The organism is Flavobacteriales bacterium, from assembly GCA_020635795.1.
Lineage (GTDB): Bacteria > Bacteroidota > Bacteroidia > Flavobacteriales_E > Vicingaceae > Vicingus.
Genome location: JACJZD010000001.1, coordinates 1 through 17,441 on the forward strand (window position 1 = coordinate 1; position 17,441 = coordinate 17,441).

Consider the following 17,441-nt stretch of genomic DNA (forward strand, 5'->3'; position numbering starts at 1 on the left):
TGTCAAACTCACTATAATCAGCCCTAAAACTATCAAAAAAATGATCTTTTAAATCTACTTCTGCAAAGTCCATTTTCTTAACAGCTAATACTTTATGGTCTATAAGCTCAGGATTCTCGGCCGTAACTTTTTCAAGAAAAGTTTGAATTTTAAAGACTTTTTCCGCGATACCTAATAAAGCAGCTTTAGCATGTATTTTTTTGTCTTCTGAAATTAAAATATCTACTCGATTCTCAAATACTTCATTTAGCAGTTGAGTATCGTTAAAGTCATTGCTTAGATTGTCTATTTGTTTACTGACATTTAGTATCTTTTCTCCTAGAGGTGCGGAATGTTTTATTTTGTTATAACTTTCAATTTTGATATTCATTGTTTTAAGAATATCTGGATCTTTATATCGGTTTAATTCTTCGACTGTTAAAGGATGAATATATTTTGAATATTTTAACTTATCTAACCAATGAAAAAGTTGTCCAATATCAAGATTATAAATCTTGTTAGCTTCTCTATGAATAATAATATTTGTGTCTAAAAGGACTTTCATATCATAGAACTAAAGATAATAACTTTTTCTCTTAGTTGGAAACCTTAAAACGAATACGTCAAACCACCCATCACGTTAAAACGTTGCGTAGGGTAATCTTCAAATTTTTGGTAATGTACAGCACCAATGTTGTTAAAGTTGATAAAAGCAGAAAGCTTTTTGGTGTATCGGTATTCCAAGCCTAAATTAGCATCAAATACGCCTTTTAATTCTTTGGCTTCTTTGGTAATTATAATTACACCGCTTGCATCGGTAACGCTGTTAAATGCTTTTGCATATTGTTTGTTTATAAAGAACAAATCGGTACGTACAATAATTTTATCGCTTAAATCGTAAATGCCAGAAAGCGAAATTTTCATATCGGGTTTGTGCCAAGCTTTTAACTCGTTAGCAGGGCTGTAATCAAAATAATCGCCACGTACAATTATTTTTAGTTTTTCTAATTTTTGGTAAGCCAATTCGCCACTTATTTGGTTTAAACCAACGGTATCGTAAAGTACAGTAAATTGGTTTTCCAACACATTGCTAAAGTCTTTCACAAACAAAGGCATGGTTTCCAATTGTTGTTTGCTAAAGCTGGTGTTAAAGGTTACATGCTTGCTTAAACTACCTCTAATACCAATGTAAATGTTGTATTTTTGGTTGGTGTTGGCAGCCGCCAATGTTTTGGTATTGATAAACGGGTTTTCGTTAAAATACGAGTTGAGGTTGTTTGCCAAAATACCACCCTTTATTCCCACATAAGGAATAATAATGTTTTCTACCACATTGTATTTAAACTCTGCCTCTGGGTAAAAATGGAATTTAGAAACACTATCGGCTTGGTTTACATACAAGCCTAAACCAACTTTAAATTGCCAGCTTTTAGCTGATGTTTTGATGTATGGACGTAAACCAACCATTAAGGTGTTGCCCAAATCCAATACATTGTTGAGGTTGTTGTAATTTACTTCGGCATCAATGGCGTACAATTCACGTTTGTGGTATTTACTTAAGCTACCGTCTAAACGGAGGTTGTTTTCTTCGGTGTTGTGTATATCAAAAATATGGTGGTAGTTGATGTCGAAATTGTAATCGAATTGCGAGGAGTCGGTAAAGTTTCGGGTTAATCCTGCATTGGCACTCAATTTAGTTAAGCGTTGGCGTAATTCTTTGCCATTGGTTATTTCAGGTTTAATTTTTTCTGGAAAACCATAGTAATGAACCATGTTTCTATCAAAATTAAGTTTGCTATAAAGCGTAAATTCTTTTAAAAAGCGTTTGCCAAACAAACTCAAATGGTTGTCGCTATACTCGCTATAATCAATGTTTGAAATTCCGCTTGAACTTTGGTGTTTTCCAAAAAAGCCGTATGAGAATTCTTTAGAACGTTGCGAGTTAAAATACAATTCTGCCAACGGTGTAGTCTGGCTACCAAACCCAGCTTTTGCATAACCTCGATATAGTTTAACTAACGGTTCTCCTTTAATTTTTGCAGGCAAGATGTTCTCTACTTGAAAATCGACAGGCACTTGTTTATTGATAAAGGTGTACGATAATTTTGGGATGACTTTGTCGGTATCCTGAATGGTTGGGTGTTCTTTAATTTTAAAGGCATCCGACAAAACTGGGTCGTATGGTTTAACGGTAATAATGGTGGTAGTATCAATTGGTTTTTGAGCAAAAGAAGGGGTGTTTGCTAACACAAATGTGGCAAACATGGAAATAAACAGTACGTATGTTTTATTCTTCTTCATTTGGTACATCTTCTTTTATTACAGGGTTTTCTCCCGTAGGAATAGGTTCATCAAAACTTTTTTCAGGTTCTGAAAAAAGCTTGTTTACATCTAATCCAATGTTTAAATCAATAGTCGTTTCTTCAGTTTTTGGCACTACTCGTTGGGCAGCTTCTTGTTCTTCAATAATGCGCAATTTATCTTGTGCAGCCGAAACCAATTCGGGGTATTTACTGTTGTCGATTACATTTTTTAATGTAACTTTTGCTTGGAATAAATCGCCTTTAGCAACATAATTGTCGCTCAACAATACCAACGATTTTCCCATCCAATAGTCGTAAGCCGAAAACTTTTTAATTAAAGCAAACACTTCCAATTCGCAATTGGCATATTCACCTCTTAAATACAAGATGTAAGCCACTTGGTATTTGGCTTCAGCACCAAATTTATTGTTTGATGTTGATGCTGTTTTAAACTCTTTCAACGCCAAGTTGTAATCGTCTTTGCTTAACAAACATTTACCATAAATCAAATGTGCTTCGGCAATCAGTTTAGCATCATCGTTATCTTTGTTGATAATGATTTCGCAATATTTAATGGCATTGTCAATGTTGTTTAACTGATAGTTTAAACGCATTTGTTCTACTTGTGCTTTAAACACATTGGCTTGTACATCTGCCATGTATTCTAATTTGCTGTAGTTGTTTAATGCTTCTGCAGCATTGCCCAAATCGGCATTTATTTTGGCAGCATTTAATAGCGATGTTTCGGTAAACTTATTTTTTTGTTGAGCAATAACTTTGTTAAAATCTAACAATGCCTCGTTAACATAACCAGCTTTTTGCTCGCATATGGCTTTATAAAAATGAGCGTTAATCATGTAAGCACCATCAGGATATTTTTCTAAATATTTGGTAAACTCGTTAGTGGCTTTATCGCAATTCCCATCCATGTAACTGTTTTCAGCCACTTCGTAATAATCGGTATCTAAAATTAATGCCGAAGAATCTGCTCCACCAACGGTGTTTAAATAATTTTCGTAAGCCAATAAATCACCTTTATCAATGTATATTTTTTTGATTTTTTCTAACGATTCTTTCGATTCATCGGTATTTGGATAGTCGTTTACCACTTTTTTGAAAACAGCCAAAGCATCGTTATCTTGTTTTCTATTGTAGTAAATTAATCCTTCTTTTACCAACGCACGGCTAATGTAAGGGCTGTTTGGAAATTCACTGTTAAGTTGTTTAAAGCTTTTTAGAGCCTTTTCGTTATCGTTAACAATAAGGTGAGTTTGACCCAGTTCAAAGTAAGCATCGTCCAACAAATGCGACTTTTCTTTACGTGCAATAAAGGTATTTAACAAACTAATTTTGTCATTGTAATTACCATTAACACCGTTACAAACTGCACTTTGAAAAAGTGAATAATCCGTTTGATACAATCCCATCATGGCAGCTTTATCGTAAAACTCTATAGCTCCTTTGTAATTTTTGGTAATGAAAAAGCAATCGCCAACTCGGTTTAAGGCATCGTTATTTAATTTCGATTTTTCATCAGGTGCATTTTGCGTGTATTTTCTAAACCACGTTTTGGCTTCTTCGTATTCTTTTAATTTAAAGTAAGCATAGCCCAAATTGTAGTTAGCCTTATTGCTGTTTTTTGAAGAAGTAGAGTTTGGCTCAAAAATAAATTTCTTGAATTCTCCAACAGCTTTTTGAAAATCGTCGTTCGCATAATACGATTCCGCTCTCCAGTATGTGTTTTCAGTTTTTATGTTTTTATCAATGATGTACTCGTCGCTTTTATTAAAATGAGCAATTGCTTCGTTGTATTTCTGGTTGTTAAACAATTCTAAACCACGGTAATGAGCAATTTTTTGATGAGCCTCTTGCAATTTTGGATCTAACACTTTGATGTTTGCTAACGATTTTAACGCAGCTTCGTAGTTTTTAGTGGTGTAATAAACACCTACCAAGTATTCGTAAGCATTACTTAATTTGTTTGAGTTTGGATAAGTATTGATAAACTCTTCGAAAGCAATAATAGCATCGTTAAACGGATGTAGCGATAATTCGTAGGAAATTTTCGCAAAATTAAACAAGGCATCTTCTTTAATTTGAGAATCAAAATCTTGCTTGTAAGCTTCTCTAAACGAAGTACGAGCATATTGTTTGTTGTTGTTTTTAATGTAGCACTCTGCCATGTGGTAATGTGCTGCTTGCGAAATGCTATCAGCCTCACCAATCGATTTTTTAAACCAGTTGATGGCATTGTCGCAACTATCAGTTTTAAAATAAGCAAAACCCAATTGGTAAAAATCGGCGCGTGTGGCTAACGCCGCCTTTTCTTTGTGGAAACGACTTAAATACGGAATGGCTTCGTTGTATTTTTTTGTGCGATAATAGGATTCTCCAATAATACGAGCAATTTCGGCACTACGAGCAGGTAAAGCGGTATCTAATAATGCTGGAGCGTATTCAATAACCTTGTCGTACTTGCCTTGTAAATAATAGATTTGAGAAATGTAATAAGGAGTAATTGGTGAGAACTTTTCGTCGTTGTTTAACAACAAAAAGGTTTGTAAAGCCGATTCGTATTTCTTTTGCAAATATGCAATATGTCCATAATAATAACGAGCAGGAGATGTGTATTGATTGTCGTAATCTTTTATCTCGTAAAAGTGTTTTGAAGCTTCATCAAAGTTCTCTAACGAAAAATAAGAATATCCAACTTTAAAGCGGTATTCGGCTAGTTCTTCTTCCGACAAATCAAGTGCATCAATTTTATGAAACCAAACCAAGGCCTCTTCATATTTTTTGCCTCTAAAATGGTATGAGCCCAAATAAAAGTAGGCTTGTTTAATTTTTGGACTATCAGGATAATCGTTAATAAATTCAACAAACAAATTTTCGGCATCGGTGTTAAATAAGTTTAAACCACACAATGCCATGTAGTATTTAGCATTTATCGCTACTTCCGATTTTTTATCCATGGTTGATTTGTAAACCATCGAAAATTTATCTTGGGCAGCACTGTATTTTTCTTTATCAAACAGCTCTAAAGCACTGTTATAATCTACATTTTTGTGTGTGTAAATAGTGGTTTTTTGTGCATTTAGCGAAAGACTAAAAACTACTGCAAGAATCAGGAATGATATTATTTTTCTTAAAATCAATTTATACTTTAGGTAAGTTAAATAGTTGGATAAAATTAGAATGAATAAACCAAGTTAGCGGTTTAGTGTTTTCAAGTTTTCAACGTGCGTTTGTTGAAATTATTTTGTATTCCAAAAAAGGTAATTACCAGAAGAGCAATAAAATATGTTATTTTTGTTTGACCTTATAATAATGAGTTTGTAAACCATTGAGCATGATTATAGATATTTCTTCGGCAACCATTTTTCAGCAAGACAACCTAGTTTTACAAGATGTGAACATCAATATTGAAGCTGGAGAGTTTGTATATTTAATTGGTAAAACGGGTTCTGGAAAAAGTAGTTTACTAAAAACCTTGTACGGCGAATTGCCACTTAAACAAGGCGAAGCCAAAGTGGTTGATTTTGATTTAAATACCATAAAACGAAGTAAAGTACCTTTTTTGAGAAGAAAATTGGGAATTGTTTTTCAAGATTTTCAGTTGTTAACCGATAGAAGTGTTTACGATAATTTAAAATTTGTTTTAACGGCAACTGGCTGGAAAGACAAATTAAAAATTGAAGAACGAATTAATGAAGTGTTGCGAAGTGTTGGGTTGTCGAGCAAAGGCTTTAAATTTCCTAACGAATTATCTGGAGGAGAGCAACAACGAGTTGTTATTGCAAGAGCATTGTTAAACGAACCCGATTTAATTTTAGCCGACGAACCAACAGGAAATTTAGACCCAGAAACATCAGAAGAAATCATGAACTTGTTGATTGAAATTAGCAACAAAGGAAAGGCTATTTTAATGGCTACTCACGATTTTCATTTAATGGAAAAATTTCCATCGCGTACTTTAAAATGTGAAGATGGAACGGTAAAAGATACGCATCAAAATATTACCAGAAAAAACACGTTTAAATCATCTACTCCTACTGAAGAACCAAGAACAGAAGGGGAGAATTTGTAGCTAGAATTAGCTTCATTCCTGCGTAGGCAGGAAACCAGTTTTAAAAATGTGTAAAAATGGATTCCTGACTTCCGCTTCGCTTCATCAGGAAAAATAAAAAAGTATGATAGGCAACAAGTAAAAATAAATGTTATCCATTCTTATTCCCATATACAATTTTGATGTTGTTGGTTTTGTAAAAGACTTGTCCAATCAAGCCTCGGCATGTAACATTGAGTTTAAAATTTTGTGTTTTGACGATGGTTCTATAACTGAATTTAAATCGAAAAATCAAGAACTAGCAACACTACCAAATGTTGTTTATACCGAATTACCTCAAAATGTTGGTCGTTCGAAAATAAGAAATTTATTAGCTGAAAAAGCCCAATTTGAATACTTGCTGTTTTTAGATTGCGATTCAACAACCAATAATAATCAGTTTGTTAGAAACTACATTGAAAATTTGAAATCAAACACGGTAGTTTATGGGGGTAGAAATTACGCAAATCAAGCTCCTGCTACTAAAGAAACTCATTTTAGGTGGTGGTATGGTGTTAATAGAGAGACTATTTCTGCAAAAGAGCGAGTAAAACAGCCTTATGATTCGTTTATGACCAACAATTTTATGATTTCAAAATCATTATTTCTTTCCATAAAATTGGATGAAACCTTGCAAGGTTATGGGCATGAAGACACCTTGTTTGGAATTGAATTGAAAAAGAAAAACATTCCCATTTTGCATATCGAAAACCCTTTGTGCCATATCGGTTTAGAAGGCTTAGATGAATTTTTACAAAAAACAAAAGAGGGTATTCAAAATTTACATCAGCTTATTCAGTCGGGCAAGGTTGATGAGTCCATTAAACTATTTCGTTTTTATAAGTTGGTAAACAAGTTGGGATTGTCGAATAAAATACTGAAATATTACACCAAAAATAAAACTACTATTGAGCAAAAACTTGCTGAAAACGAACCCAATTTGCGTTGGTTCGATATTTACAAGTTGGGTTACTTGATTTCTTTGACTAAACCGTAATGGTTTTTTTATTTGGAATTAATAATTTCGATTGCTTTTTCCAATAATTCGTCTTTGCCATTTTTTATACCCTCAATGGTTGGTTTAATTTCTATGTCAGGCACAATGCCGATTCGTTGTGTTTCTCTACCATCAGGATAATAAACACCAATACCACTAATCATAGTGGTTATACCTCCAGGTAAAAATATTTGAGAAACATTTCCATCTGCTCCAGCTGTTGTTGAGCCTATTGTTGTTGTGTTTGGGTTGACTTGATAAGCCATAGCATGAAACTCGGCAGAACTTTGTGTTATTTCATTTACAATTAGTACAACTTTGCCTTTATAATAATTTTTCTTTTTCATTCCTGAATATAATCGTTTTCCAAAAACAAAAAGACCAGGAGTTTCAACACTACCATTGGTAAATTTTACAAAAGGAGTCTTTTTAGGCATTAAATAATTACTCAAGGAATAGATAACAAAGTCTGAAGGGTAATTTCTAATGTCAATGATAAGTCCTTTGGTGTTTTCAATTGCTTTCCAAATTTCGGGTAAGTATTCTTTTTTTACAGAGCCGTTATCAATGTATGCTATGTCAGTATTTATTATTTTGAAGCAGGTGTCGGTTGTTTCAAATTTACTGTAAATGTTAATTTCATTTTTATTATATGTTTTTAAGACTTTGACATCCTTTTTATTGTTGCGAACAAATTCTATTTCTATGTTAGAGTCGTTACTTCTAAGAAGTGTTGATGAGATGTTTCTTAACTGTGTAGGATAGTTTGATGCAGCGGCATATTTTAAGTTATCTTTTATAATATCTTCAATTGCTCGATTATTAATCATTGTAATTTCATCACCCATTATTAAACCTGTTTCTTTTCCAAAGTTCTCATCATAATACCCAGTTACTATCGGCTTATTCTCAACAAAAGTTAAATCAAGGGGTGTATATCTTAGCCCAAAATAATTACTTAATATTTTGTTTCCTCCCCATATATTTGCGTGAGTATCATGTACACGACCAATAAGCTCTAAAATTGTAAGTGTATAATCGGTTTCATTATTAGTATTTATAACTTTAGGAATAAATTCCTCTAAAACCATTTTCCAATCTTCTTCAATCAGATTTTTATAGGGGAAGTAATATTGAATCATATTCCAGTATCTATATAATGATAAAAGACGAAATCCAGTATCTGGGTATTTCATTGATGAATAGGGATTTTCATTTTTGAAATCGGGGTTAAGAACGCCACGATGTAAGCCTATGTAATAATGCTCATTTGTTCTTTTTGCATCTTTTACTTTTAGTAATAAAGTGGTAAGTTTGTCTGAAAAAAAAGAAGTTTTAATCCAGTCTAAATCAGGTTCAATTTTTATTGTTGATGATTTAATGACTGGTGTTTTGCCAACTGTAAATTCTCCAAATTTGTTTATCCATTTCACTAAAATCTCATCTCTAGTTGAATTGTTTTCTGAATTGAGTATCTCTGGAAGGATTCTAAAAAGCTCGTAGTCCCAATTGTAATCACCTTTTGCAATATTAGGGTGGTAGTATTTTAAAAATCCCCAAACCAAACCTAGTGTTTTTAAATTTGCTATCTGGCTTGTGTTTAAAGCTATGTTTTCGATGTTTGAGCCCTTGTCAAATTCTTTATCTTTTTCGGCAGGTAATTCTTTTCTTACTATAGGTTTTAAATCTTTAATATCCTTACCATCAATACTAACTTTAAAATCATCAAGCCACATTTTGCCTTTCCCAACTAGTAAACCACCAACAACTATACGATCAGTTTTTTCAGGTTCCATATCTAGTGTTATCTCATACTTTGTCCAATCAGTTGTTTTTTGAACACCGTTTTTGTTCATATTGTCAAATGCAATTTGTGGATCAATTCGCATCCATAATCCAGCATAACCATTGGTTACATTGTCGGTTTTAATATAACCAGATAAAGTTATTTTTTTGCCATTATAGTTGTTAGGAATATTAAAAGCCCAAGCTTTAAAGTCTGAAACTTCTCCATGGTATTCAATTACAGCAGAATATTTACCACTTTTAAAAATGGTTGAATCTAAAGAAATGCTATAGTTTGCACTTCCAAAATTATTCCAGCCAATAGGCATATCATTTTCAATAGATTCAAAATCAAAATTTAAAACTGATTCAGCCTTATTTATACTAGTTTGGCAAAAGCTTGATATTGTAAAAAAGCTTAAAATTATTGTCAGCAATTTTTTCATGAGTTTTCCTAATTTAATGTTGCAGTATTCTTTGACTTTTTTTGGAGAAAATAGGTTTTAAAATTCGCTACATCCAACCATCAAACACAAACCTAGTTTTTATTTAAAAGAGTTACTAATAAGTGTTTGTTTTTCTTTTGAACGATCGGTTTTTCCAATTAAACGGTCGGTTTTGGTAAAAAAGTATTTGCAACTAAAATAAAATTTGAATTTATTAGAATAAAAGAGAAATTACTTATCTAATTTCTTTGACTAAAGCATAAAGCTTTTGTTGTTCGTTTTCCCAACACAATTCTTCTTTTGCTTTTAAGCAATTTGTAGCGTATTGTTTAAGGAGAGTTTCATTACTAAACAACTCATTAATTTTTTCAGCAATTTTTTCAGGTGTAATCACTTCTATTGTCTCCCCAACGTTATACGTAGAAACTATTTTTTTCATTTCGGGCAAATCGGAAGTTAAAACGGGGACAGCAGCATTAATGTAGTCGAACAATTTGTTTGGTAATGCGTATTTGTAATTCAAACCAACATTTTCTTCTAAACTAACACCTAAATCGGCTTGGTACGTATAATGAGGAAGTAATTCAAAAGGTATTTTTCCCAATAAAGTAACTTTATCTTGCAACTTTAAATCCAAAATTTGTTGCACTATTTTGTCAAAAACGTCACCATCACCAATAATATAAAGGTGTGTATTTTCAATCTGTTGCATGGCCGCTATTAATGGCTCCAAACCTCTATTTATATTCACCCAACCTTGATATAGAATGATTTTTTTACCGTCTATTTTAATATTTTTTACTTCGTAATGTGCTTTAATTTTAATGGGTAAATTTCTGATTACAGTAATTTTCACACCATATTTAGCCGAGTATTCATCTGCAATTTGTGGACTTACGGTAACCACATTTTTTAATTTAGGAAAAAACCATTGTTCAATGGTTTGCCATATTTTTTGAACTTTTGGGCGATTTACCAATTCAGGAACTTCGGTAAAATATTCGTGGCTATCGTAAATTAATTTTACGCCTTTAATTTTTGAAATAAGGTAATTGGCTGGTAAGGTGTCTAAATCGTTACTCCAAAGCAGGGTAGATTTAGAAAATAATAGAAAGAAAAACAAACGAATGTTGTAATTGGCGTAAAACAAAAAACCAGTATTAAACCACAAATTAAATCGTTTGGTTTTATATTTTCTATCAATGGGTAATGAGTTGTTAAGTTTTCTGCCAACGAGGACAACCTCGTAGTTTAACCCAACAAACGAAGAACAAATACGGTTAACACGTTGGTCTGTAACCAAGTCGTTTGTAACCGAAATAATTATTTGTTGTTTGCTCATGGTAGTGTAAAACTAATAGATTATAGCAAACCTATCAACATTGCACTATGAATATTTATTGTGAAGATTAGAATTAATAATAAAATAACTCGATACATTTGGCTTATTGTTAATGATACTCTTTTATGTCATTTTAAGTATGTTAATTGTCATCCTGAGCTTGTCGAAGGATATTTTACAGTTCGACACTCACTGTGACAGAATTTTAGAAAACTATGAAAACAATTGCTATTCTTGAAGGTGGCTATAGTCACGAAAAAGTAATTTCATTAAGAAGTGCTGAAACTGTGTTTCAACAGATTGATAGAGAAAAGTATGCTCCAATTAAGGTGAGAATTGACGAAGAAGGCTGGTTTGCTTTTGTAGATGGAGAGAAAATTGAAGTAAATAGAAACGATTTTTCTATTTTAGTGAACGGCAAAAAAAAAGTTTTTGAATTGGCTTTTATTGTAATACATGGTACGCCAGGGGAAGACGGGAAATTACAAGCCTATTTCGACATGTTAAACATTCCTTATAGTACTTGCAGTCAGTTGGCTTCTACACTTACCTTTAATAAATTTGTGTGTAATCAATTCTTAAAAAACTTTAACATACCTGTTGCCAATGCGGTGTTGATTCGGAAAAATGAAAAATTTGATGACGCCGATATTATCAACAAAGTGGGATTACCTTGTTTTGTTAAGCCTGCTGATGGGGGAAGTAGTTTTGGTGTTACCAAAGTTAAAGAGCAAAGCCAGCTGAAAGCAGCTATCGAATTAGCTTTAAGTCACGGTACTCAAGCGATTATTGAATCGTTTATGCAAGGTAGAGAATTTACTAATGGTATTTATAAAGGAAAAAACGGAATAAAAGTGTTGCCAATAACCGAGATTGTTTCCGATAACGAATTTTTTGATTTTAATGCAAAATATTCTGGAGAATCAAAAGAAATTACTCCAGCTGAGTTACCATTAGATATTGAAAAAACGATAAAAGCTACCACTCAAAAAATATATGAAATTTTAGATTTAAGCGGAATTTGCAGAGCTGATTATATTGTTGTTAACGATGTACCACATCTAATTGAAATCAATACTGTTCCAGGTCAATCGGCACAAAGCATTATTCCACAAATGGCTGCCCATGAAGGTATTTCACTTAAAGAATTGTTTAACGATGTAATCAGTGTTGCGTTAAGCTAACTTTCTAGATTCAAGCTTATTGATAAGCGAACTTAAGTATTTTAAAATCTCTAGAGATAAACCATTGTTGTTGGATAACAACTCTTTAAAATCGGAAATTAATACCTTGTAAACGATAGATGGTTGCAGTACCAGTGCTGAATATTCACAATCGTGGTCGTTAAAAATTAAATCAACACCTACTATTTCGCCATCGTTTTGGCTCATAATTTCTATTTTTTTCTCTTGTTTGTCTTTTACTAAAGCCACTTCACCCTTTTCAATCAAATAGATGTATTCTTTATGATCGCCTTCTTTAAACAATACCTCGCCCTGAGCAAAAGAAATACCTTTATTGGCAATTGATTTTATTCTCTCAATCAAATCTACCGACAATGCATTTAATTTATTTTTACTCTTATTCAAAACTTGTATTCTTCTTTTAAATTTAGTTTGATAAAGCTAAACCCTTCGTGAGCAACTAAAAATGATTAGTATCATATCAAAATATGATAAAATTCACTTTAACCTGCTTTAGTCGAAAATGTTAGCTGTTCTAAAAAGTTTTTTTAGGTCTAGTATTTTAATGTCTTTACCGTCTAGTTCTATGATTTTATCCTTATGAAATTCCGATAAAATTCGAATAGATGTTTCGGTGGTGGTTCCAGCAATATTTGCAATTTCTTTTCTAGTTAAGTTGGAATCGATGGTTTTGTTATCTTCTTTTAAACCATAAGCCTCATGCAAAAGTAAAATGGCTTCTGCTATACGTTCTCGCACATGTTTTTGAGCCATGTGTGTAATTTTTTCTTCTGCCCGCTTTAAATCATCCGACAGCAAATCCATTAAAGAAAAAGAAAAATTGCTGTTGGTTTTGATAAGGTTGATAATTGCTGGTTTCGAAATAAAACAAACTTCGGTATCCTCTAAAGCAGTAGCTGATGCAAAATAGCTGTCGCTATTTAAAACCGAGCGATAACCAATAATGTTTGAGGTATTTGCTAAACGTACAATTTGTTCTTTGCCCTCATCACCCAATTTGTGAATTTTTACTTTGCCAGAATGTATACAATAAATACCATGCGGCTGATTTCCTTCACTAAAAATAACCTGCCCACGTTTAAAGGTCATGTTTCTTTTTCCTTGCGAAAGCGTATCTAACTCGTCATTAGTTAGGCAGCAAAAAATGGAACTCCCAGCCTGCTTGTTCTGACACAAGGTACACGAGGGAACTTGATTTTTATTAAAAGTCATAGTTAAAAAACACTTTTTTTCAAATATCGAATTATCCAAACAATTAAAACCTGACATATGTCAGATTTTTAAATCCCATAAATTAAATAACTTTACCTAAAAATCTAATGCAATGATAAGTGTAGAAGAGGCTAAAAATCTGGTGTTAACCAATATTCAACAACAAGAAAAAAAGCGTGTCGCAATAAATTCGGCGTTAAATTATTTTTTGGCGGAGGATGTTTTAGCGCCTATTTGTGTGCCTTTGTTTAACCAATCAGCCATGGATGGATATGCCTTTAAATTTGAAGATGTACATCAACAGCTTAACATTGTTGACACTATTCCAGCTGGCGATGTTAGAATTGTAGAAGTAAAGAAAGGAGAAGCTGTGCGAATATTTACGGGGTCTAAAGTGCCTGATTCGTGTGATACGGTGGTGATGCAAGAATTGACAACAGTTAACAGAAATCTACTTACTGTTAAGGATGAAGGGTTGAAGTTTGGCGGGAACGTTCGTAAAAAAGGAAACCAAATTAAAGAAGGAGATGTTGCTCTAAAAAAAGGAACGAGAATAAACGCTGCTGCAATTGGCTTTTTAACCACTCTTGGTTTTACTCATGTAGAAGTCTTTGATTTGCCTAAAATAACTGTAATTGCAACAGGTAGCGAATTGGTAGAGTTGGGTAGACCATTAAACGAAGGGCAAATTTACGAATCGAACACACACATGTTGAATGCAGGCATACAGCAAATAGGAATAACACCTATCATTCATGTGGTTAAAGATGATGTGGCTGCAACTGAAAAGCTTATTCAAGAGGCATTGATAAATGCTGATTTTTTAATTCTTTCTGGAGGTATTTCTGTTGGTGATTACGATTTTGTAAAAGAATCGTTACTTAAAAATGGAGTGGAAGAAATCTTTTATAAAATAAAGCAAAAACCAGGCAAGCCATTGTTTTTTGGAAAAAAAGGAGAAAAAGCAATTTTTGCTTTACCAGGAAATCCTGCAGCAGCATTAAATTGTTTTTACATGTATGTGTTGCCAGCAATTAATTTGGCAATGGGGTCGTTAACCCCCTTTTTACCTATTGTTAAACTACCATTGGCAGATAAGTACATTAAAAAGGAAGGACGAGCACAGTTTTTAAAAGCACAATTTAACCCTAATGGGGTTTCATTAATGTTAGGGCAAGATTCTGATGCACTACAATCGTTTGCATTGGCTAATGGCTTAGTGTATATTGCTGCCGAAAAAGTAACTGTAGAGCAAAATGAATTGGTAGATGTTTATTTGTTGCCAAATTAAAATTTAGGTACTGATAAAAATCATAGAAAAAAGAAAATTTAGCCATTACTTTTACTTATCGTTATTTATTAGATTATACAACGCATGACAGTTAAGAATTATAAAATAAAAAGCCGAGTGTGGGTTGATGGTGAGTTTGGGACATTTTTGGCTGAAGGCAGAATTGCTTTGTTAAAGGAAATTATTTCGACTGGTTCGATTAGTTCGGCTGCAAAACAAATGAAAATGAGTTATAAAAAAGCTTGGGAAATGATTGATGCCATGAACAAAGAAGCCGAACAACCATTAGTAGTTAGAGTGTCGGGAGGAAAAGGTGGAGGGGGAACTCAAGTTACCAAAGAAGGAGAGAAAATGATCAAATTATTTGAGAAGTTAAACAAAAACTGTCAGGCATATTTAGATAAAGAATTAATAAAGATTTTTGGATAAATTGGATTTTGGGGCATTTATATTAGCAGGAGGAAAAAGCTCAAGAATGGGCAATGATAAAGGATTGTTGATGTTGAACAACAAACCGATGATAGTTCATGTTATTGAAACGTTAAAGCAATTAACAACAGATATTATAATTGTTTCAAACCAAGCGGAATACAACGAATTTGGATTGCCCGTTTTTGAAGATATGATTAAAGACGCTGGTCCATTAGCAGGAATATATACGGGGCTGACGCGCTCAAAACACAAAAAAAATATTGTGGTTAGTTGCGATGTGCCTTTTGTAAGTGTCGAATTATTAACCTTTTTGCTTGAAAATAGTTGGGAAAACGACGTGACTATTCCATTAAAAAACAATAAAACACACCAAGTAATAGGAGTGTATGATAAGGATTGTGTTGAGGTGTTTAAACAAGAATTGGAAAACAATCAACGAAAAATGAAAGTCGCATTAGAAAAAGTGAAATTGAATGTGGTTGATGCAAACAGGTTTGATGAAAAAGAATTTTTCAATGTAAATACACCACAAGAACTTAACGAATTACGATGAATTTAAAGGTAAAATATTTTGGAATGCTTGCTGAGGCTGTGGGTTGCCAAGAAGATGAAATACAAGTTACTACCTCACAAATATCAGTGGTTGAATTAACAGAGCAAGTAGTTCAAAAACATCCAAAATTAAATACGATGAGTTTTAAAGTTGCTGTAAACCAAAGTGTAGTTGATACCAATTTGATTATTACTGAAACCGACGAAATTGCTTTTTTACCGCCATTTGCTGGAGGATAAATGAATGTTAGACGATAAAGAAAAATACAGATACAGTCGTCATTTACTTTTAGATAAAGTAGGTGAACTTGGTCAGCAAAAACTGAAAGCTGCGAAGGTGTTGGTTATTGGTGCTGGAGGGTTGGGTTGTCCTGTTTTGCAGTATTTAACTGCGGCAGGGGTTGGTACAATTGGAATAATTGATTTTGATAAGGTGGACGAAACTAATTTGCAACGACAAATTTTGTTTTCCATTAACGATATTGGTAAAAATAAAGCCATAGCTGCAAAAGAACGATTAGAACAACTCAATCAATTTGTAAAATTTGAAGTGAATGTTGAAAAATTAACATCAAAAAATGCATTGTCAATTTTTAATAATTATGATGTAGTTGTAGATGGTACTGATAATTTTTCTACACGATATTTGGTAAATGATGCGTGTGTTATCAAGCAAAAACCATTGGTTTACGGGGCAATCTATAAATTTGAAGGACAAGTATCGGTGTTTAATTACCAAAATGGACCTTCGTATCGTTGTTTGTTTCCGGAGCCACCAAAACCAGGTAGTGTTCCAAGTTGTTCTGATGTTGGCGTAATAGGTGTTTTGCCTGGAATAATTGGCACTCAACAAGCCAACGAAGCACTTAAAATTATTTTAGAAATTGGAACTCCTTTGTCAGGTAAATTACTAATGTATGATGCTTTACAAAGCAGTTTTACAACTCTAAAAGTGAATCGTTCGGAAGAACAAATTACAAAAGTGTTGAATTCAAAAAATGAATTTGAAAATAATGATTATGACCTGTTTTGTGGAATAAAACCAGCAGGATTAAAGGGAGAAATAACATCATCAGAACTAAAAAAAATACTAGAGAATGAAGCCCTTCAATTGCTTGATGTTAGAGAAGAGTGGGAGCAACCTAAAATTGAACACTTTGAGGTGTTGAATATTCCTCTTAACCAAATACCAGTGAGTTTAGCACAAATAGATAAAACTAAAAAAACGGTGGTTATTTGTCAGCATGGAGTACGAAGTTTAAAAGCCATTGAGTTTTTGAAAGCCAATGGATTTAATAATTTGATTAATCTAACAGGTGGTATGGCTACCTATTAAACAATAGAAATATGAGTGAGAAAAAAATTAAAAATGTCTTTGTCGAAGGACCAATTACTCCAGAGAAAATTGCCAATTCCATTGCACATCATCAAGTAAAAACGAATATTGGTGCTCACGATATTTTTTTGGGACAAGTTAGAGCCGACGAAATTGATGGGAAAATTGTTGCTGCAATTGATTATTCTGCTTACGAAGAAATGGCAAATAAAGTATTTGATGACATTCGAGAATCAGCATTTGATAAATATGATTTAACTTGTGCTCACATTTATCATAGCAAAGGAATAGTTAAAGCAGGCGAATTGTGTTTGTTTGTTTTTACATCGTCGAAACACAGAGCAATGGCTTTTGATGCTTGCAGGTACATCACAGAAGAAATTAAAGCAAAAGCACCCGTTTTTGGTAAAGAAATATTTGAGGACGAAACTCATCAATGGAAAGTAAATAAATAGA

Annotated in this window: 16 protein-coding genes; 9 read left to right on the plus strand and 7 right to left on the minus strand. The window is 33.0% G+C overall.

All coding sequences use genetic code 11. The annotated features are described in order from the left end of the window. The 3 genes from H6589_00005 to H6589_00015 all read right to left on the minus strand — a co-directional run. Positions 1-544 (minus strand): hypothetical protein (locus H6589_00005; GenBank protein MCB9172974.1); only part of this gene is annotated, 544 nt, incomplete at its 3' end. Positions 545-588: 44 nt separating this feature from the next. Further along, complete coding sequence (locus H6589_00010; GenBank protein ID MCB9172975.1) at positions 589-2,280, minus strand: hypothetical protein; 1,692 nt, start codon at positions 2,278-2,280, stop codon at positions 589-591. Beyond that, the gene (locus H6589_00015; protein ID MCB9172976.1) at positions 2,267-5,437 is read right to left on the minus strand and encodes a tetratricopeptide repeat protein; all 3,171 of its coding nucleotides are present in this window, start codon (positions 5,435-5,437) and stop codon (positions 2,267-2,269) included. The genes H6589_00010 and H6589_00015 overlap by 14 nt, the downstream gene beginning before the upstream one ends. A gap of 194 nt (positions 5,438-5,631) precedes the next feature. Here H6589_00015 and H6589_00020 point away from each other — a divergent pair, with 194 nt between their 5' ends. Together H6589_00020 and H6589_00025 are read left to right on the plus strand one after the other, a co-directional pair. Continuing rightward, a complete protein-coding gene (locus H6589_00020; protein MCB9172977.1) occupies positions 5,632-6,369 on the plus strand; it encodes an ATP-binding cassette domain-containing protein in 738 nt (245 codons plus the stop codon). A 127-nt stretch (positions 6,370-6,496) separates the two neighbouring features. Further along, a complete protein-coding gene (locus H6589_00025; GenBank protein MCB9172978.1) occupies positions 6,497-7,384 on the plus strand; it encodes a glycosyltransferase in 888 nt (295 codons plus the stop codon). 8 nt (positions 7,385-7,392) lie between these two features. On the opposite strand, the gene H6589_00030 is transcribed toward H6589_00025, so the two are convergent. Then, positions 7,393-9,615, minus strand: coding sequence for a peptidase S41 (locus H6589_00030; protein MCB9172979.1), 2,223 nt, complete (start codon positions 9,613-9,615; stop codon positions 7,393-7,395). 235 nt (positions 9,616-9,850) lie between these two features. Beyond that, positions 9,851-10,957, minus strand: a complete 1,107-nt coding sequence (locus H6589_00035) for a glycosyltransferase (GenBank protein ID MCB9172980.1) — start codon at positions 10,955-10,957, stop codon at positions 9,851-9,853. Positions 10,958-11,172: 215 nt separating this feature from the next. Here H6589_00035 and H6589_00040 point away from each other — a divergent pair, with 215 nt between their 5' ends. Beyond that, positions 11,173-12,141, plus strand: coding sequence for a D-alanine--D-alanine ligase (locus tag H6589_00040; GenBank protein MCB9172981.1), 969 nt, complete (start codon positions 11,173-11,175; stop codon positions 12,139-12,141). Here the strand turns inward: H6589_00040 and H6589_00045 are convergent. Together H6589_00045 and H6589_00050 are read right to left on the minus strand one after the other, a co-directional pair. Then, a complete protein-coding gene (locus H6589_00045) occupies positions 12,133-12,546 on the minus strand; it encodes a cyclic nucleotide-binding domain-containing protein (GenBank protein MCB9172982.1) in 414 nt (137 codons plus the stop codon). The genes H6589_00040 and H6589_00045 overlap by 9 nt on opposite strands. A gap of 108 nt (positions 12,547-12,654) precedes the next feature. Then, positions 12,655-13,374, minus strand: a complete 720-nt coding sequence (locus tag H6589_00050; protein ID MCB9172983.1) for a Crp/Fnr family transcriptional regulator — start codon at positions 13,372-13,374, stop codon at positions 12,655-12,657. 112 nt (positions 13,375-13,486) lie between these two features. Between H6589_00050 and H6589_00055 the strand changes: the two genes are divergently transcribed. The 6 genes from H6589_00055 to H6589_00080 all read left to right on the plus strand — a co-directional run bounded on the left by H6589_00055 (position 13,487) and on the right by H6589_00080 (position 17,440). Continuing rightward, positions 13,487-14,665, plus strand: coding sequence for a molybdopterin molybdotransferase MoeA (locus H6589_00055; protein ID MCB9172984.1), 1,179 nt, complete (start codon positions 13,487-13,489; stop codon positions 14,663-14,665). Positions 14,666-14,749: 84 nt separating this feature from the next. Continuing rightward, entirely contained in the window at positions 14,750-15,094 is a 345-nt protein-coding gene (locus tag H6589_00060) for a LysR family transcriptional regulator (GenBank protein ID MCB9172985.1), read from the plus strand. After that, positions 15,087-15,650: a molybdenum cofactor guanylyltransferase gene (locus tag H6589_00065; protein ID MCB9172986.1), complete on the plus strand. Its 564-nt coding sequence runs from the start codon at positions 15,087-15,089 to the stop codon at positions 15,648-15,650. Before H6589_00060 ends, H6589_00065 begins: the two co-directional genes overlap by 8 nt. Beyond that, entirely contained in the window at positions 15,647-15,889 is a 243-nt protein-coding gene (moaD, locus tag H6589_00070; GenBank protein ID MCB9172987.1) for a molybdopterin converting factor subunit 1, read from the plus strand. Before H6589_00065 ends, moaD begins: the two co-directional genes overlap by 4 nt. Before the next feature lie 4 nt (positions 15,890-15,893). Next, positions 15,894-16,985 (plus strand): molybdopterin-synthase adenylyltransferase MoeB, encoded by a 1,092-nt coding sequence (gene moeB / locus H6589_00075; GenBank protein ID MCB9172988.1) that lies wholly within the window; start codon positions 15,894-15,896, stop codon positions 16,983-16,985. 11 nt (positions 16,986-16,996) lie between these two features. Further along, positions 16,997-17,440: a molybdenum cofactor biosynthesis protein MoaE gene (locus tag H6589_00080; GenBank protein ID MCB9172989.1), complete on the plus strand. Its 444-nt coding sequence runs from the start codon at positions 16,997-16,999 to the stop codon at positions 17,438-17,440. Position 17,441: the final 1 nt, after the last annotated feature.